Source organism: Polaromonas vacuolata (assembly GCF_012584515.1).
In the GTDB taxonomy this organism is placed as follows: domain Bacteria; phylum Pseudomonadota; class Gammaproteobacteria; order Burkholderiales; family Burkholderiaceae_C; genus Polaromonas; species Polaromonas vacuolata.
Genome location: NZ_CP051461.1, coordinates 2,467,617 through 2,484,027, shown reverse-complemented (window position 1 = coordinate 2,484,027; position 16,411 = coordinate 2,467,617). Strand labels below are relative to the sequence as shown.

Annotated in this window: 17 protein-coding genes; 7 read left to right on the top strand and 10 right to left on the bottom strand. The window is 53.7% G+C overall.

Annotation, left to right across the window (positions count from 1 at the left end):
* Window positions 1–41 precede the first annotated feature (41 nt).
* Both HC248_RS11305 and HC248_RS11300 read left to right on the top strand, forming a co-directional pair.
* Window positions 42–1,148 carry an Ldh family oxidoreductase gene (locus HC248_RS11305; RefSeq protein WP_168922563.1) on the top strand — a complete coding sequence of 369 codons (1,107 nt, stop codon included), beginning with the start codon at window positions 42–44 and terminating at the stop codon, window positions 1,146–1,148.
* A 186-nt stretch (window positions 1,149–1,334) separates the two neighbouring features.
* Window positions 1,335–2,228 carry a transporter substrate-binding domain-containing protein gene (locus HC248_RS11300; protein ID WP_168922562.1) on the top strand — a complete coding sequence of 298 codons (894 nt, stop codon included), beginning with the start codon at window positions 1,335–1,337 and terminating at the stop codon, window positions 2,226–2,228.
* Window positions 2,229–2,280: 52 nt separating this feature from the next.
* On the opposite strand, the gene HC248_RS11295 is transcribed toward HC248_RS11300, so the two are convergent.
* Genes HC248_RS11295 through HC248_RS11285 form a run of 3 tightly spaced genes read right to left on the bottom strand, consistent with a single transcriptional unit; the run spans window position 2,281 to window position 3,530 of the window.
* A complete protein-coding gene (locus HC248_RS11295; protein WP_168922561.1) occupies window positions 2,281–2,553 on the bottom strand; it encodes a DUF2442 domain-containing protein in 273 nt (90 codons plus the stop codon).
* Window positions 2,525–2,794: a DUF4160 domain-containing protein gene (locus HC248_RS18005; RefSeq protein WP_420372022.1), complete on the bottom strand. Its 270-nt coding sequence runs from the start codon at window positions 2,792–2,794 to the stop codon at window positions 2,525–2,527. The genes HC248_RS11295 and HC248_RS18005 overlap by 29 nt, the downstream gene beginning before the upstream one ends.
* A gap of 46 nt (window positions 2,795–2,840) precedes the next feature.
* Window positions 2,841–3,530, bottom strand: coding sequence for a cation efflux transmembrane domain-containing protein (locus tag HC248_RS11285; protein WP_168922560.1), 690 nt, complete (start codon window positions 3,528–3,530; stop codon window positions 2,841–2,843).
* A 182-nt stretch (window positions 3,531–3,712) separates the two neighbouring features.
* Between HC248_RS11285 and HC248_RS11280 the strand changes: the two genes are divergently transcribed.
* Complete coding sequence (locus tag HC248_RS11280) at window positions 3,713–5,461, top strand: long-chain fatty acid--CoA ligase (protein WP_168922559.1); 1,749 nt, start codon at window positions 3,713–3,715, stop codon at window positions 5,459–5,461.
* Window positions 5,462–5,510: 49 nt separating this feature from the next.
* On the opposite strand, the gene HC248_RS11275 is transcribed toward HC248_RS11280, so the two are convergent.
* The 7 genes from HC248_RS11275 to HC248_RS11245 are packed head-to-tail and all read right to left on the bottom strand — an operon-like array spanning window position 5,511 to window position 11,975.
* Complete coding sequence (locus HC248_RS11275; protein ID WP_168922558.1) at window positions 5,511–6,278, bottom strand: SDR family oxidoreductase; 768 nt, start codon at window positions 6,276–6,278, stop codon at window positions 5,511–5,513.
* Between the two features lie 25 nt (window positions 6,279–6,303).
* On the bottom strand, window positions 6,304–7,314 hold the full coding sequence (locus tag HC248_RS11270) for an ABC transporter substrate-binding protein (RefSeq protein WP_168922557.1): 1,011 nt from the start codon (window positions 7,312–7,314) through the stop codon (window positions 6,304–6,306).
* A gap of 32 nt (window positions 7,315–7,346) precedes the next feature.
* Window positions 7,347–8,093 (bottom strand): ABC transporter permease, encoded by a 747-nt coding sequence (locus tag HC248_RS11265; protein WP_168922556.1) that lies wholly within the window; start codon window positions 8,091–8,093, stop codon window positions 7,347–7,349.
* Between the two features lie 8 nt (window positions 8,094–8,101).
* Complete coding sequence (locus HC248_RS11260; RefSeq protein WP_202882377.1) at window positions 8,102–8,857, bottom strand: ABC transporter ATP-binding protein; 756 nt, start codon at window positions 8,855–8,857, stop codon at window positions 8,102–8,104.
* A gap of 4 nt (window positions 8,858–8,861) precedes the next feature.
* The gene (locus HC248_RS11255) at window positions 8,862–10,322 is read right to left on the bottom strand and encodes an acyl-CoA reductase (protein WP_168922555.1); all 1,461 of its coding nucleotides are present in this window, start codon (window positions 10,320–10,322) and stop codon (window positions 8,862–8,864) included.
* Window positions 10,319–11,413, bottom strand: a complete 1,095-nt coding sequence (locus tag HC248_RS11250; protein ID WP_168922554.1) for a LuxE/PaaK family acyltransferase — start codon at window positions 11,411–11,413, stop codon at window positions 10,319–10,321. The genes HC248_RS11255 and HC248_RS11250 overlap by 4 nt, the downstream gene beginning before the upstream one ends.
* A gap of 4 nt (window positions 11,414–11,417) precedes the next feature.
* Window positions 11,418–11,975 carry a YaeQ family protein gene (locus HC248_RS11245; protein WP_168922553.1) on the bottom strand — a complete coding sequence of 186 codons (558 nt, stop codon included), beginning with the start codon at window positions 11,973–11,975 and terminating at the stop codon, window positions 11,418–11,420.
* 99 nt (window positions 11,976–12,074) lie between these two features.
* Between HC248_RS11245 and HC248_RS11240 the strand changes: the two genes are divergently transcribed.
* The 4 genes from HC248_RS11240 to HC248_RS11225 all read left to right on the top strand — a co-directional run bounded on the left by HC248_RS11240 (window position 12,075) and on the right by HC248_RS11225 (window position 15,986).
* On the top strand, window positions 12,075–13,097 hold the full coding sequence (locus tag HC248_RS11240; RefSeq protein WP_168922552.1) for an LLM class flavin-dependent oxidoreductase: 1,023 nt from the start codon (window positions 12,075–12,077) through the stop codon (window positions 13,095–13,097).
* A 25-nt stretch (window positions 13,098–13,122) separates the two neighbouring features.
* The gene (locus HC248_RS11235) at window positions 13,123–14,178 is read left to right on the top strand and encodes a methionine synthase (protein ID WP_168922551.1); all 1,056 of its coding nucleotides are present in this window, start codon (window positions 13,123–13,125) and stop codon (window positions 14,176–14,178) included.
* A gap of 48 nt (window positions 14,179–14,226) precedes the next feature.
* On the top strand, window positions 14,227–14,778 hold the full coding sequence (locus HC248_RS11230; protein WP_168922550.1) for a cupin domain-containing protein: 552 nt from the start codon (window positions 14,227–14,229) through the stop codon (window positions 14,776–14,778).
* A 251-nt stretch (window positions 14,779–15,029) separates the two neighbouring features.
* The gene (locus HC248_RS11225; RefSeq protein WP_168921001.1) at window positions 15,030–15,986 is read left to right on the top strand and encodes an IS30 family transposase; all 957 of its coding nucleotides are present in this window, start codon (window positions 15,030–15,032) and stop codon (window positions 15,984–15,986) included.
* Window positions 15,987–16,411 lie beyond the last annotated feature (425 nt).

The window sequence follows — 16,411 nt, the reverse complement described above, 5'->3', positions numbered from 1 at the left end:
GATCGGCATGCCAAGTTCAGTCATAAAAAAAGACAAAAAAAATGAGCAATCAAGCCCAAGCCCAAGCCCAAGCCCTAGCCCAATCCCCAGCCCCAGCCCCACGTTTTGCGGCTAACGCGTTAGAGCAGTTTGCCAGCACGCTATTGCATAAAGCCGGTCTCGATCGGTTGGCCGCAGAAGTTACTGCCCACACTTTGGTCGAGGGCGATTTGCTAGGCCACGATACTCACGGCTTAGCTTTGCTGGCGCCATATGTCAAAGAAATTGAGAACGGCGGCATGAGGCGTAGCGGCACGCCCGAGGTGCTTAACGACCGTGGTGCTTCGCTGCTGTGGGATGGCAAACGTCTGGCCGGTCCGTGGTTGGTCTGTAGCGGCATAGATGCCTTGATTCCACGTGCGCGCCAATACGGCAGCGCCACGCTGGTGATTAAGCGCAGCCACCATATCGCCTGTTTAGCGGCGTATTTGCTGCGCGCTACCGATGCTGGATTTGTGTTGCTGCTGGCCTGTTCAGACCCCGCGAGTGAGAGTGTTGCGCCTCATGGCGGCACCAAAGCTGTGGTCACGCCGAATCCGATCGCCGCTGGGATTCCAACTTCTGGCACGCCATTTTTAATTGATGTTTCGGCATCCATCACGACTAACGGTATGTCCAATCGGCTGCGCGCCGCAGGCCAACAGTTTGACCATGACTGCTTGTTGGATGCGGCCGGTAATCCCAGCCGTGACCCAGCCGTTTTATTTGAAAAACCTGTCGGCAGCATCTTGCCGTTGGGTGGTTTGACGTCGGGTCATAAGGGCTTTGGCATGGCGTTGATGATTGAAGCTTTAACCGGTGGTCTGGCCGGCCACGGCCGCGCCGATAGCCGCGAAGGCTGGGGCGCAACGGTTTATATGACGCTGCATGACCCCGAGGCGTTTGGCGGTATGTCTGATTTTCAGCGTCAAATGGATCATTTAGGCAATATTTCACGCAGTAATCCGCCACGGTCTGGTGTTGCCGCTGTGCGTATGCCAGGGGACCGGGGTTTGGTGCTTAAAACTAAGCAACTCAAAGAAGGTGTGACATTGTTTCCGACTATTGCGCCTATGTTGATGGAATGTGGTCAGCGCTATGGTGTGGTGTTTCCGGTGGCAATCGATTAATGCTTTGCTGCAATGGTTAACCATGATTTTTTTTCAAACCCAAAGATTGCAAAATCAGAATTGATTGACGTTCTTTCAAGCTCAGACTCGCTTAGTCTTGGCATCAAGATTGCATGTGTCTTGCGAAGAATTGCTGGTCATTTTTATTCCTAATGTCGTCAACGCAATCAACTCGGGGAAAAAGTCATGAAGATAAGTTCACTTATTGTCTCTACAGTGCTGCTGGCTGGACTTGCCAGCGTAGCTGCTGCGCAAGCCCAGACGACATTAGAGAAAATTGAGGCGAATAACAAAATCACAGTCTCTTACCGCGAGGCATCCGTTCCCTTTAGTTATTTGATTGGATCAAAAAAAGCCATTGGCTTTTCGGTCGACTTGAGCGAAGCAATTATTGATGATGTTCGCAAGGTGCTTAAAAAGCCAAATCTAGAAGTTGGCTTGATGCCGGTGACTTCGCAAAATCGTATTCCCTTGCTGGTCAACGGCACTTACGATCTTGAGTGTGGGTCAACCACCAACAACACCGCGCGCGGCAAAGATGTGACTTTTTCCATCAATATTTTCTACACCGGCACACGCTTGTTGGTTAAAAAATCTTCTGGTATCCGTGACTATGCAGACTTGGCTAAAAAGACTGTGGCTAGCACCACTGGAACGACTAATGCGCAAGTTATTCGCAAGTACAACGCTGACAACAATCTGGATATGCAACTCGTCCTTGGCAAAGACCATGACAACTCTTTGTTGCTAGTCGAGAGCGACCGCGCAGAAGCTTTTGCGATGGATGACATCTTGCTGTTTGGACTGCTGGCCAACTCTAAGAATCCAGCAGCGCTACAAGTAGTGGGCGAGTCGCTGCAAGTCGAGCCCTATGCCTGCATGCTGCGTAAAGACGACCCGGCGTTTAAAAAACTGGTCGACGGCACCATCACGCGCTTGATCAAATCGGGTGAATTTACAAAAATGTATATCAAATGGTTTGAGTCCCCATTGGCGCCAAAAGGCATTAATCTGGGCTTACCTATGAGCGAGCAACTCAAGGTCAATCTTAAGGAGTTGAGCGACAAACCGGCGATGTGAGGTTGGATTCGTTTTTGCCATTGCGTAGTTTTTTCTCCGCATTTGGCGAGACTCAAGACTTGTGATTTGAACTGGAGTGATCGGCAACCAGTGGAAATTGGTCTGGATTACGAATCGATTGAACGGAAATATCGATGTCAAGTTGTGGCCAATAGAGATGGTCAATGGTTGGCCAATTGACATCATGAATTTGCGCGATGGTGGCTTTTTCAAACCAAGGAAAAAGATCGAACGCTAGCAAGAGCTCTTCATTTCCCAGCAAAATCCAGATGCCGTTTTTTGAGATGTGGGTAATTTCAGGCGCTGAAGTGAGTGTTCCATGCATGATGAATTTCCTTGATATGTGTCTGGATTATTTCTTTGGCATCTAACAATTGCCGCTTTGATAGTCCTATTGAATTGGCCAGATGCACTTCTGGCGTTAACCAAAATTTGGCTTCTCCAACAGGATGGAAAAAGGGTGGGAAATATGTACATGAACTCGCGACTCTTCTCTTGAAAAAAAGAATAAGCGAAATTGACCATCGCGTAAAACGGTTGGCGCCATGAATTTTCCTTTTTACCATCAAAAGCTTGATTCTCACCTACCAATACCAAGGCTTGTACGAACTTTTAAAGGTCAGCTTTGGTTTGACTCCCCGCCGCCATCTCCCGCCTAGCCTGTCCCAACACAGACCAGCCACCGACAATCGCCAGTAGCGCCATGATCACAGCAACCACCAAATCCGGCCAAGCGCTGGCTGTGCCCAAAACACCAAGCGCTGCCAGCATCACCGCGACATTGCCAATCGCGTCGTTGCGTGAGCAAAGCCAGACGCTGCGCATATTGGCGTCGCCTTCGCGCCAGGCGTATAGCAGTGCTGCGACGCTGACGTTGGCAATCAGTGCGAGTAAGCCAACTGTGCCCATGGTGAGTGCTTCGGGTGTTGCGCCTTGCTTAAAAACCCAGCCGGCTCTGGCAATTACAAAGACGCCAAATACCAGCATGCAGCAGCCTTTAAATAACGCGGCTCGGGAGCGCGTCATTAGCCCGCTGCCCAGCACCGCCAAGGTCAGTGCATAGTTGATCGCATCACTGAAAAAATCAATCGCATCGGCCAATAGCGAGACTGAACCGGATTTAAACCCTGCACCTAACTCCAGCGCAAACATGGCGGCGTTGACGACTAGGGCAAACCACAAAATTTTCCGGTAACGCGGGTCTGTTGCGGCGCGCGCTGCGTCGCCGTGGTTATGGCCGTGATGGTTATCGTGATGCTTTGCGTGGTTGTGATCGTGGTCGTCGTGTTGATGGGCAGGCATGTCGCTCGAATTCCTTTAAATACTTTTACTCATGATGGCACGATCAGAACAGCTCTGACTGCAGCAGGGTCACCGCGGGGAATCCGTTAACTGACGCGCAGGCGACCCATTTCGCCTACCTCTGGGTAGCTACCCCAGTGCTGATAGTCACTCTAGCGGTTAGGCTAGAGGGAGGAGAAATTATGGACAGCCCTCATTACAAATTCTGGCCTGCGCGCCTGCCGCACCGCATTGACCCACCCGCTACTTCGCTTTGGCACAACTTAGCCGTTAGTGCGCTGCGTTTTCCAGCCAAGCCAGCGCTGGTATTTTTTGACCAAGTACTTACCTATAGCGAAGTGCTTAGCCAAGCCGAAGCGGTTGCCGCTAGCTTGCACCGTCTGGGTGTGGCCAAGGGGGATAGAGTCATTCTCTACATGCAGAACTGCCCGCAGTGGGTGATTGCTCAGTTTGCGATTTTTCGTCTCGGTGCTGTCGCAGTGCCGGTCAACCCTATGAACCGGGCGGAAGAGCTCAAACACTACATCCTAGACCCCGACGCGCGCGTGGCAATTTGCGCGGCCGATCTGGCGCCCGAATTAGCCAAGGCCAACGCCCAGTTAGCGCCCGAGGAACAATTACGCCACGTCATCAGCAGCCATTACAGCGACGGCTTTAATTTGCAAGCCGCCATTGACGACGGTGCTATGCCGCCGACTTGGCGCGACTGGCTGGCTCAACGCCACGCTTTGCCGCTGCTAAACCAAGGCAGCGCTATCGATTGGACGGAAGCGCTGACTGGCGACATCACGCGTTTGCCGCCACATACCGCGCAGCCGCAAGACCTCGCCGTTTTGCCTTACACCAGCGGCACTACCGGTTTGCCTAAAGGCTGCATGCACACCCACGCCAGCCTGATGCACAACGCGGTGGCGACTTGTTTGTGGGGTAACAGCACGTTTGAGAATGTGGTGTTGTCAGTCGTGCCTATGTTTCATATCACCGGCATGGTCTCTGTCATGCAGGCCTCGATTTACGGCGGCTCAACGCTGGTCATCATGCCGCGCTGGGACCGTGAGTTGGCTGGTAAGTTGATCTCGCGCTGGGGCGTGACGCATTGGACCAACATTCCCACCATGGTGATAGATTTACTAGCCAGTCCCAACTTTGCCAGCTTTGATTTGAGCAGCTTGCGCTACATTGGCGGCGGCGGCGCGGCCATGCCGCAAGCCGTGGCTCAGCGCTTGTGGGAGCAATACGGCCTGCGTTTTTCCGAAGGTTATGGCTTGACCGAGACCGCTGCGCCGTCGCACAGCAATCCACCCGACGCGACCAAGCAGCAATGCCTTGGCGTGCCTTTTGTCAGCGTCGATTCACGCGTTATAGACCCGATCACCTTGCAAGAAATGCCACAGGGCGAGCAGGGCGAAATCATCATGAGTGGGCCACAAATCTTCCAAGGTTATTGGAAGCGGCCAGACGCGACTGCTGCGGCTTTTATTGAACTCGATGGCAAGCGGTTTTTCCGCTCTGGCGACTTAGGTCGGGTCGATGAAGACGGTTACTTCTTCATCACCGACAGGCTTAAACGCATGATTAATGCGTCTGGCTTTAAGGTCTGGCCGGCGGAGGTGGAAGCGCTAATGTTTAAGCACCCGGCCATCCAAGAAGCCTGCATTATTTCTACCCGCGATGCCTACCGCGGCGAGAGCGTCAAAGCCATTGTCGTGCTGCGCGCCGCAGCTAAAGGCAGCACCAGCGAGCAAGACATCATCGACTGGTGCAAAGAGAATATGGCGGCCTACAAATATCCACGTGTGGTGCAGTTTGTCGATGCGCTGCCCAAGAGTGGCTCAGGCAAAGTGATGTGGCGTGCCATGCAAGAAGAGCAAGATCAAGCGCAGGCTAAAACAGCAGCAGCAGCAACAACTCCGGCTGTGCCTGCGGGCTAGGGCAGCGCAGCATAGGTTTGAATGGGCGGGCGCAGTTAAATGTCTCGCCTTATTTCATCACCAAACCGCCGTCGACATACAGCACTTGCCCGGTCATAAATCGCGCCCAGTCAGAGGCTAAAAACAGCACTGGCCCGGCGATGTCTTCAGGCGCTGCGATTCGCCTTAGCGGCGTTTGTGCAGTAATTTGTTCTTTGACATCTTCGCGTGTGCTGCGGCTGGCATCAGTTGGGTAGACCAAGCCCGGCGCAACGCAATTCACGCGTATGCCAAGTGGTCCGAGTTCTGCTGCGAGGTTGCGACTAAAACCAACCAATGCTGATTTAGCTGTTGTGTAGTCGTGATACGGCACAACCGGCCGGGCCACCAAATCACTAACCACATTGATGATGCTGCCTTGCGCCCGCTGGCGAAAATGCGGCAGCACGGCTTGGCAAATGTTGTAGGCCGCATGCACTGCGCCATCTAACTGGTCTTGGTAGTTTTGCCAATCCAATTCCCAAAACCGCTTGCGTAGCTCGGGGTCAAACGCATAGGGCGCAAATGCGTTGTTGACGACTATGTCAATGCGTCCGGCTTCGAGCAAAACTTGTTCGACCAAATTTTGCGCTTGGGCCTGTATGCGCACATCTGCTGGCAGCGCAAAGGCATCGCCGCCCAGCGCTTGGCAACGCGCCACCGTGCTGTCTGCTGCACTTGCATTGGTCAAATAATTCACCGCGACGGTTGCGCCTTCACGCGCAAACCCAGCCGCAATCGCCGCGCCTATGCCGCGCCCCGCGCCGGTGATTAAAACTACTTTGTCCTTAAAGTCCATGGGCTGGTTTTCTTTGGGTTTTGAATTATTTGCTGAGCGCGTCTGGCTGCGTCACCACGTCTTGCACGCGAATGTCTTTTTGGATCAAGCCCAGTGCTTTGTAAGTCTGCGCGGCTTTTTGCAGCGTCAGCATATCGAAGCTGCCCAAGCCCTGTTTTTGCGTCGTGGCAGAAACGCTAGAAAGGTTTCTCAGTTTGATGATTTCAAGATTCACGCCCGGGTTTTGTCCGTCAATCGCGCGCTTGGTAGCTAGGTTTGCGGCTTCTTGCGGCTCGGTAATCATCCAGTTGGCGCTGTCACGGTAAGCGGTGATAAAGCGTTTGAGCAAATCTTTTTTCTGATCAAAAGCGCCTTCCCGCACCACAAACATATCGCTGGAAACATTGAGGTAGTTTTTCACCTCCATCACGTTGAAATCAGCCAATCCTTTTTGTCGCGCCACCAAAAGACCGGTGTCAGTCGCTGCCGTGGCGTCAACTTGGCCTTGCATGAGGGGCGCAAAGTTCAGCAAGCCGGTGACAACTATCGTCACGTCTGATGGTTGTAGTCCGGCTTGATGCAGCAGCACTTGCAGGTTTTGCAATGTGCCGCTCGACAGGCTGTAAACACCGATTTTTTTACCCTTGAGGTCTGCCGGCTTGCTGATGTTGCTGGCTTTGAGTGAGACCACATTAAACACGTTTTGCGGGTAGATGTCGTAGATGGCGCGCAGCTTTTCACCCTTGTCTAGCGCGGTAAAAAACGAGCCTGGATCGGTAAAGGCAATATCGGCTTGACCGCTGAGCAAATTACGCACTGCATCGCCGCCGCCCGCACCCGGTGCGTAGACCAGCTCAATGCCTTGGGCTTTGAAAAATCCCTTGTCTTGCTCGACCAGTAAGTTGGTAATTTCGGTGATGGGTTTGCTCCAGCCGGCAACCGTAATGCGATCGAGTTTTGCGGGGCTTTGTGCTTGGGCTAATTGCGGCATACCTAATGCGAAGGCGCTGCTAACAGCAAAAGCAAAAATAGATTTCAAAAGTTTGGTTCGTGTCATGGGGTCATTTCTAAAAAAAATCCAAATCAAAATCAAATCCAAGCCCTGAGCAAATATCGCTCAAGCGCCAACGTCAGTTGGTAAAAAGCCAGTCCTATGGCGGTGATCAGCACCAGCACAGCAAACATCAAAGAGGTGTCCATCATGCCTTGCGCCGCAATGATCAGAGCGCCCAAGCCTTTGCTGCCGCCGACAAATTCGCCAACCACCGCACCGACTAAGGCCAGTACCACCGCCACTCGCAAGCCCGCCATGATGGTGGGCAAACCGGCGGGAATTTTTAGTTGCAATAAAACTTGCCAACGGCTAGCGCGCAGCATGCGAAACAGCTCTAAGCGTTGCGCATCGACTTGACTGAGTGCGGTTAAGGTATTTTCTAGCAGTGGGAAAAAACAAATCAAGGCGGTAATCACCACCGTGGGAAAAGTGCCAAAACCAAACCAGACAATGAATAAAGGCGCCAGCGCCAGCTTAGGCACAACTTGGCTGGCCACCACATAAGGCATGAGTAATTCGCGCAGCCGGTTGGATTCGGCCAGCAACACACCGCCAACAAAACCTATGCTGGCGCCCAGCAGCAGGCCAAGCACCAGCTCCATAACCGTTTGATAAATATGCGGCAGCAAATAACCACTGGCCAAGCCGCGCCATAGCGCTGCGGCCACCACGGATGGTGCGGGTAACACCAGCTGAGATATCTGCAAACTTCTAGCCGCAACTTCCCATGTCGCGATTAGCAGGGCAAAAAAAAGTATGCGCGTGAGGCGAGAAGTAGACATGCGTATTTTTATACCGTCACAGCATCCATGGCTTGGCGTAACTCGGCGCAGAGGCGATTAAATTCTGGGCTGTAACGCAGGCTTTGCTGGCGCGGCCGGGGTAAGTCAATTGCCAAGTCACAGCAAATGCTGCCTTGCGCCATCACGGCAACACGGTCGGCCAAATACACGGCTTCTGAAATATCGTGGGTGACAAAAAATACCGAGGTCTTTTGCGCACGGCAAACCGCTTGCAACAAGTCTTGTAATTCTTCGCGGGTAATCGCGTCTAGCGCGGCGAAGGGCTCGTCCATTAATAACACTGCCGGCTGCGTGATCAGCGCCCGGGCAATCGCCACCCGGCTTTGCTGGCCACCGGAGAGCTGGCGCGGGTAGTCGGCGCTGTGCTGCGCCAAACCCATGCGAGCGAGTAAATCCATTGCTAGACGAATGTCTTGCGGCCTTGGTTTGTTATGCAGCGCGATTGGCAAAAGCACGTTGTCCAGCACCGTGCGCCAAGCCAAAAGCGTCGGCGACTGAAATACAAAACCGGTGCTGTTTCCCGGTTGCAGCGCGGCCACGCCTTGCCGCATGACTTGGCCAGAACTCGGTTGCAATAAACCTGCGGCGAGTTTGAGTAGGGTAGTTTTGCCGCAGCCACTGCGCCCGAGCAGGCAATGAAATTGCCCCGCTGTTATTTCCCAGTCCACCTGCTTTAGCGCCGCCGACCGACCGGCGTAGGCATAACTCACCTGCTTCATGCTCAGCACTGTGGCGCCCATCATCAGCTCAGTCCCGGTAGCGGGTGAAGGCTTCGGCTGCGTGTTCAGTCGTAGCTTCTATGTCGACCATGCGCACCAAGTCCAGCAGGCTAAAGCGGCCGTCGTGATGCCAGCCGGCTTCGGGTGCTGTCATAGCGCCTATGGCGCAAATACGGGTGACGCCGGCAGCGCCTAACTCGCTGGCGATGACAAACAATTCCTCGGGGCTGGCTGCAACGCCGGCACTTTGTAAATACATTTTCTGGCCCGCAATCAATCTAATTACAGACGCCATTTGGTCGACGGCAACAACGCACACCGTGCGGTTCATGGCGCTGGGTGCAAGGCTTGTTGGCAGCTCGCTGTAGGCGACAGCCCAAGGCGCAGCCGCATCGCCAATCAGGCTGGAGTCGCTATGCTGCACTGACTCAAACTCTTTGGCTTGTCGCCATTTGGCCAGACTTACCGCATCTTCTAGCAGCAGGGTGCGCCTTGGAAAGCGGTGCTCTAGCGCGGCTAATTCACCGGCTAGCAACTGCGCAAATTCGCGTGGCGATACCGCGCCGCCGCGTGCCACATAAATCGTATGCGGTGAATAACAGCCTTGCTGCTCATAGCGCGCCACGTCTAGTGCCGCGAATCTGGCTTGGTTTTGCGCTTGCCTAACGGTGAGTGCAGATTGAGACACTATGGCAAAACTGAGCTTGTGGCCGTGCGGTAAAAACCGAGTACTCGCCGGCACTTGTTGGCGGATCTGGTCTAAGGATTGATTGCCGCCATAAGCCAGCACGGCCTCGGCTTGACTAAACAGCGCGGCCGGGCGGGTTGTGTCATCGCGCGGCCACCAAACTACGGCTAGGCAGTCTTTAAGACTGGGTTCAACTTCTACGATTAATCGTGCAAACCAACTCGCCATTAGCGGCTCTGCGCTCGATACCTTGCCAATATTGCCAGCGCGTACCAACAGGCCGCTGATCAAACTCCACAGCGGCAAGCCCGGCACATTGCCGGCCCAAACATGGACCAATAAATCTGGCGCAACCGCCTTTGACCAGCCACCCGTGCTGCGCGGCGTAAAGCTTTCTAGTTGTGCGGGATTGGGGAAATCTTCGGCCACAAAGCGTTGTAATTGCGGCTTGCGAAAGGTCTTGAGATAGGCGCTGAGCGACAATCTAAGCATGTCAGGCGCAAGCCCGGTCAGCCGCGGCAACAAGCGTTCAGCCTCAAGTCGGTAAACGTCTTTTTTATCCAGTAGCCGGGCAATCGCGCGGCTGATGATGTCTATGATTTGCGCTGTGCTCAGGCTTTGCAAATGCGCGGCGCTATGGGTGCGAACCCGCTCTGCCATGGCCGTGAGTTGGGCCGGGCTGAGCATAGGCATGTCGACATCAAGTTGCTCTGCGCCGCTGCCAAACGAGACGCTATGCCATGCGACATCTGCGTCTGTTAGTCCGGGCAAATAGCCAGCCTTGATGTTCGATGTGCTCACGTTTTAGCGGCCCGCAAAAATTCATCAATCGCCAGCGAGCAGCCTTTGGCCTGTGCGCCCTGTGCGCGGCCATGCAGGAAAAACCCGCCATTGGCCTGCGGCGGTGTTTGACCCACATCTTCGGTGAGTATGCTGGTGACGGAGTTGTAGTTGGCTAAATCGCAATGCGCCAGAATGCCGCGCTCGCCACTAGCGACCGCATTGCCCGTGACCGGGTCTACCAGTTGCGAGCGTATCCAATGTGGGCCGCGTTTGACTGAGGGCAGGCTTTGGTTGCCGTCGTCGTAGAACTGCGAACTCAGCTCAGTCATGCCGTACATATTGATGCAGTCCTTGCGCGCCACGCCAAACGTGTTGGCTAGCTGATCGTAAAAGTCGTCCATCGCCAGCTCGCGTGACTGGCCTTTAAAGCCACCGGTGTCAAATAGCCGGCTACCTGCGGGCAATTTAAAACTCAAGTTTTGGACTTGTAGTGCATCCATCAAATGCACAAAAGAGTAGCTAGCGCCGAGTATCGCCATCGGCTCGCCGGTCGCTACGGCTTGCGTCAAGGTCTGCGCCAGCGATTGGATTTGCAAGCCATTGGCATCGAGAAAATAACCACTACCAGGCGCGCCAAATTCGCGCACCGCCATGGCTAAATAATGGGCTAACGATGAGTTGGCCATGATGGTTTCGTCGGGAAACAAAACCGCCATGCGAATGTTAATGCTGCCGCGCATAAAAAATTGGCTAAAGCCGCGCCGCATCGACGCATCCCAAACTTCTAGTGTTGGGTGGTGGTGCCGGCCTTTGACGTCGGCGCGGGTGGTGCCGCTGGTCATGAAGACGCGTTCGCATTCTTGTATCGGAGTGCAGCTCAAGCTTAAGTCTTTAAAACCATCAATCGGCACGGCCGGTATGTCGGTCCAGTTTTTGACGTTTCTGAGTGTTTTACCGCGCTGCATGCAAAAGCGCTGAAACGGCAAATTGTTTTTGAACTGATGCGCAAACAGCTGCAAGGCCATGGCGTTGAATTCACCGTCTGTGCAACCGTCTTGGGCTATAAAAGCCAGCAGATCGCGCTGCAAGTTCGCCACTGAGGTGTGCATGGTTTTAGTTTCCAGGTGTTAAACGCTGCGGCGTGATTTCAACGGATTCCTCGCCCGTGCTCATCCACAAAGTGCCGTCTTGCACTGTCACTTGCAACTGCATACTGCGGGACGAGAGTTTGGCCAAGGCTTGGCTTTGCGCCGCATCTATTTGCCAGACGGTTAGGTTGGCGGCGCGGGTGAGTTTGCTTTGGATGTTCTTCCACCAAACCGGTGTGCTGCTGGCAAAACCGTAGACGCTGACTTTTTCGGCCTTGCCTGCGGCGCGCATCAAGCGCTTGTCGTCCGGCTGGCCTACGTCTATCCAGTGCAGCACGGCCTCGGTGTAGTCTTTGTGCCAGAGTGCTGGCTCGTCAACGTCCCACAAGTCTTTGGCGAACTCTAGTTTGCCTTTGTTGTCGTCAGCGGTTACGTTAAGGGCAAAGGCCAGCAGGCGAATCATCATGCGCTCGTCGGTCTCAGAAGGGTGGCGCGCAATGATGACGTTGTGATCGGCATAGACGTTGCGGTCCATATCGGCTATTTGCAGTTGCGCTTTGTGAATCGTAGCTTTGAGTGCCATGGGGTGTAATTTTTCTAGGGTGAGCGGCTAAAGCCAAGCTTGTATTTGAACAGAGCCAGAGCGTCAGCAAGCAGAGCAGGGTCTGGCTATAGTCGAGTCATGCTTAGACTCTCAGTTCTCGATCAATCCGTCGCCCTTTCTGGCCAAAGCCAAGCCGCCTCAATCCGTGAAACCCTAGCCCTTGCCCAGCATGCCGAAGCCTTGGGCTACCACCGTTTTTGGGTTAGCGAGCACCACTCTCACCCCAGCATTGTGGGTTCTGCACCCGAGGTGTTGATGGCGGCGATTGCGGCCACCACCGACACGATTCGTATTGGTAGCGCAGGTGTGATGCTGCCGCATTATTCAGCCCTCAAAGTGGCTGAGCAATTTCGTGTGCTCGATGCCTTGGCGCCCGGCCGCATTGACATGGGTGTGGGCCGCGCGCCTGGCTCTGACATGCGAACTGCCCGTTTGCTCAACCCAGACCCGCGCCAGTCGGCCGAGAATTTTCCGGTTCAGGTGCGCGAACTTCAAACTTGGGTGAGTGGCATTGACTTTCCCGCCGGCCATCCCGGTCACGGCGTCGAGGCCAGCCCGTCCGGCCCAACTACACCTGATCTTTGGATGTTGGGTAGTTCTGACTACGGTGCCCAGTTGGCCGCGCACTACGGCTTGCCTTATGCGTTTGCGTGGTTTATTACTGAAGGGCAGGGCGCAGCCGAGGCACTGGCTTTGTACCGCCGTCTTTATCAACCCAGCTTGGCGCATCCGACGCCCGAAGCCGTGCTCTGTGTCTGGGCCTTAGCCGCTGATACGGAACAAGAAGCTTGGGTGCATTTCTCGGGCCGCGAGCGCTGGAAAATAGACCGTAACCAAGGCGGACTCGGCCCATTACTCTCGCCGCAAGAGGTCGCCCAGCGGCCTTACACTCGCTCTGAGCAAGTGCAATCCGACCAACTCAGAGCCAATGCGCTAGTCGGCAGCGGCGCGCAGGTGGCAAACAAACTGCGCCAACTCGCGGCCGAGCATGCGGTGAATGAATTGGTGGTTATTACTTGGGCGCATTCGCCCGAGGCGAGAATTGCATCGTATTCACTGCTGGCTCAAGAATTTGCTTTAAACCCCGTCAATCCATCTTAAAAAATAAAAGAGACACGATTAATTTATGAACGCTTTTGTGAAATCCCCTGATCAGTCTCGCCCGTTTGGCGCCACCATAGCCGGCAGCCTGCCCAAACCAGCGTGGTTATCTGAGACGAATAAACTTTGGCCACAATGGAAGGCCGAAGGCGAAGAACTCAAACAGGCCAAACTAGACGCGACGCTGCTGTGGATTAAAGCCCAAGAAGACGCCGGCTTAGACACGATTGGCGACGGCGAGCAGTCGCGTCAACACTTTGTGCATGGCTTTTTAGAGCAGGTAGAAGGCATAGACTTTGAACACAAAGTCAAGATGGGCATACGCAATAACCGCTACGACGCCATGGTGCCGCAAGTGGTTGCAAAACTGCGTTTAAAAGGCCGCGTCCATGCCGCAGAAGCGCAGTTTTTACGCGCCAACACGACACGAAAAATCAAGTTCACCTTGCCCGGCCCAATGACCATAGTTGACACTGTGGCAGACCAGTTTTATGGCGATAAAGTCAGTTTGGCCATGGCATTTGCCGAACTGCTAAATCAAGAAGCATTGGCTTTGCAGGCCGATGGTGTGGACATCGTTCAGTTCGACGAACCGGCCTTTAATGTCTACATGGAAGAAGCCGCAGCTTGGGGTGTTAAAGCGCTAGAGCGCGCAGCCCAGGGCCTAACTTGCACGACAGCGGTTCATATCTGCTACGGCTACGGCATCAAGGCCAATGTGGACTGGAAAGCTACGCTAGGCGGCGAATGGCGTCAGTACGAAGCGGTATTGCCAGCGCTGGCTAAAAGCAGTATTGACCAAGTCAGCTTGGAGTGTTTTCAGTCCCATGTGCCGCCGCACTTGATGGCGCTGCTTGAAGGCAAAGACGTGATGGTTGGCGTGATTGATGTGGCCAGCGATGAGATAGAAACCCCAGAGCAAATCGCTGACACGATTGGTATGGCGCTTAAATACGTGCCCATGAACCGCTTGCTGCCTTGTACCAATTGCGGCTTGGCGCCTATGGACCGAGAGGTGGCGCTGAAAAAACTTGTCGCGCTAGGTCTTGGTGCAGCGCTGGCGCGAGAGCGCTACCTATAGGCTTTGCAAGTTCGCCAACAGCCATGACCGCAGCCAAAGGATAAAAAAATGCCAAGTAATCACGATCACACGCATGACCATGACCACACGCATGCGCATGACCCCAGTCATGATGATATGCATACACATGATCCCGCCCAGCCAGCTTGGAAACACGACGGCGTGTGTGTGATTGCTGGCGGTAACTTAGACAGCAACACCGCGCAAACACCCGGTATGGACAGGCGTGCTGCGATTAATTTTGCCCGCGTCGGGGCTAAAAAATTGTGGGCCGGTACGGTCACGATTCATGCCGACGCCAAGACTGGCGCGCATCACCACGGCCACCTAGAAAGTGTGATCTACGTGATACGCGGCAGAGCCCGTATGCGTTGGGGTGATCAGCTAGAGTTCACCGCTGAAGCCGGCCCTGGCGACTTTATCTACGTGCCGCCCTATGTGCCGCACCAAGAAATCAATGCCAGCGCCACCGAGTTACTCGAATGCGTGCTGTGCCGCAGCGATGGCGAAGCGGTGGCTGTGAATTTGGACATAGAACCGGTTGAAAAACCCGATACCGTGTTGTGGATTGATCCAACCCATCCGCAGGGTGGGGTTTAGGTTTAACCGGTTATTTTTACTATCTACTGCCGGCTCCACGTCACAGCATATAGCTTTGGCTAGTGCTTTTAGCTAATTGACGTCAGCACGCGTCTATTCTCGGCACAGCGCTTAAGTTTCTCATGGCATAGATGGTCGCTATTATTGAGGCGCGGATTCAAGTCTGAAGTGCAACTTTGAAACTAACCGGACGGGTGGGTGAGATGTGAGAGCATCCAAGCTTCCCGACCACCAAGTCAAAGTTGCCCAGAATGATTTACACACACCTCACCCGTGACGAACGTTACCAGATTGCAATCCTCGCCAAAGCAAACTTCAATCAAAGTGAAATTGCAAAAATGATGGACCGTGATAAATCGAGCATCAGCCGTGAGTTGCGTCGTAACCGCGGTCTACGAGGCTATCGCCCTAAGCAGGCAAATGACAAAGCCCAAGAACGTAGACTTGCCTGCGCCAACAGTCCTAGAGTTGCTGACTCGACATGGGCTGTAGTGGAGGAAAAGTTGGCTGAGGCTTGGAGCCCCGAACAAATCAGCGGCCACCTCGAAGCTCGATGCCAACCCGGTGTTAGCTATGAGAGCATTTACCAGTACATCTACGCTGACAAACGCGCGGGCGGCAGCTTGCATAAAACACTGCGTTGCCAGAAGACGCGAAAAAAACGCAGCAGCGGCCGTGAACGGCGCGGCACCATCTCTCGCCAGGTCTCAATAGAACTGCGACCCGCCATCGTGCTTGAGCGTGCGCGCTTTGGCGACTGGGAGGCTGATCTGGTGATTGGTGCCGGGCAGAAGCAAGCCCTAGTGACGATTAACGAGCGTGTCTCTCGGTATTCAATAATTTTCCACGTGCCATTCAAAACAGCGCAAGCCGTAGGGGACGCGTTAATCACTTTACTTAAACCATTCGCTCATTGCGTGCACACACTCACGACAGATAACGGCAAGGAATTTTCTCAGCATGAACGAATAGCTTCTGCGCTGAGTGCAGATTTCTTTTTCGCCCATCCATACGCCTCGTGGGAGCGTGGGGCAAACGAGAATATGAACGGTTTGATTCGCCAGTTTTTCCCAAAGGGGATGCGCTTTAATTGCATCACCGACGATGACATTGCTTTAGCGATGCACAGGCTCAATCATCGTCCTAGAAAATGTTTGGGGTATCGAACACCGCATCAGGTTTTTATGGAAGAGTTAAAGTCCAACTAACACGCTGTTGCACTTCAAGCTTGAATCCGCCAGGTTATAGCTAAACATCGTGTCTATGGGATGCGGCTAGAGTCGTTAATTTACAACTGGATTCGATAAGTTTTGCATGCCCAAAGCGCTGGCTGTGAATTTGGATGGCTGGAGAAGCCGGGCAGAGTGCCTAGGGTCGATGCCACCCATTCGCACAGCTGGCTTTAGTTTTTAGACATCAACTGGCTATGCTTTGACATTTTGTCGGCGTAACTTTTGAGAAAAAAAGCGTTGTAGTGGCGTATGTAATCTTGGCTATTTGAAGACCGCCTTGAACGCATTGATTCTTGTAAACTTTTTTTGATCGTTTTCTGCTCTCGTCCGTGGGCTAAAGCTTAATTTTTTCTATAGTTAATTCCATCTACCGCTTAAATCTTTTAGATGATTTTCCTGCT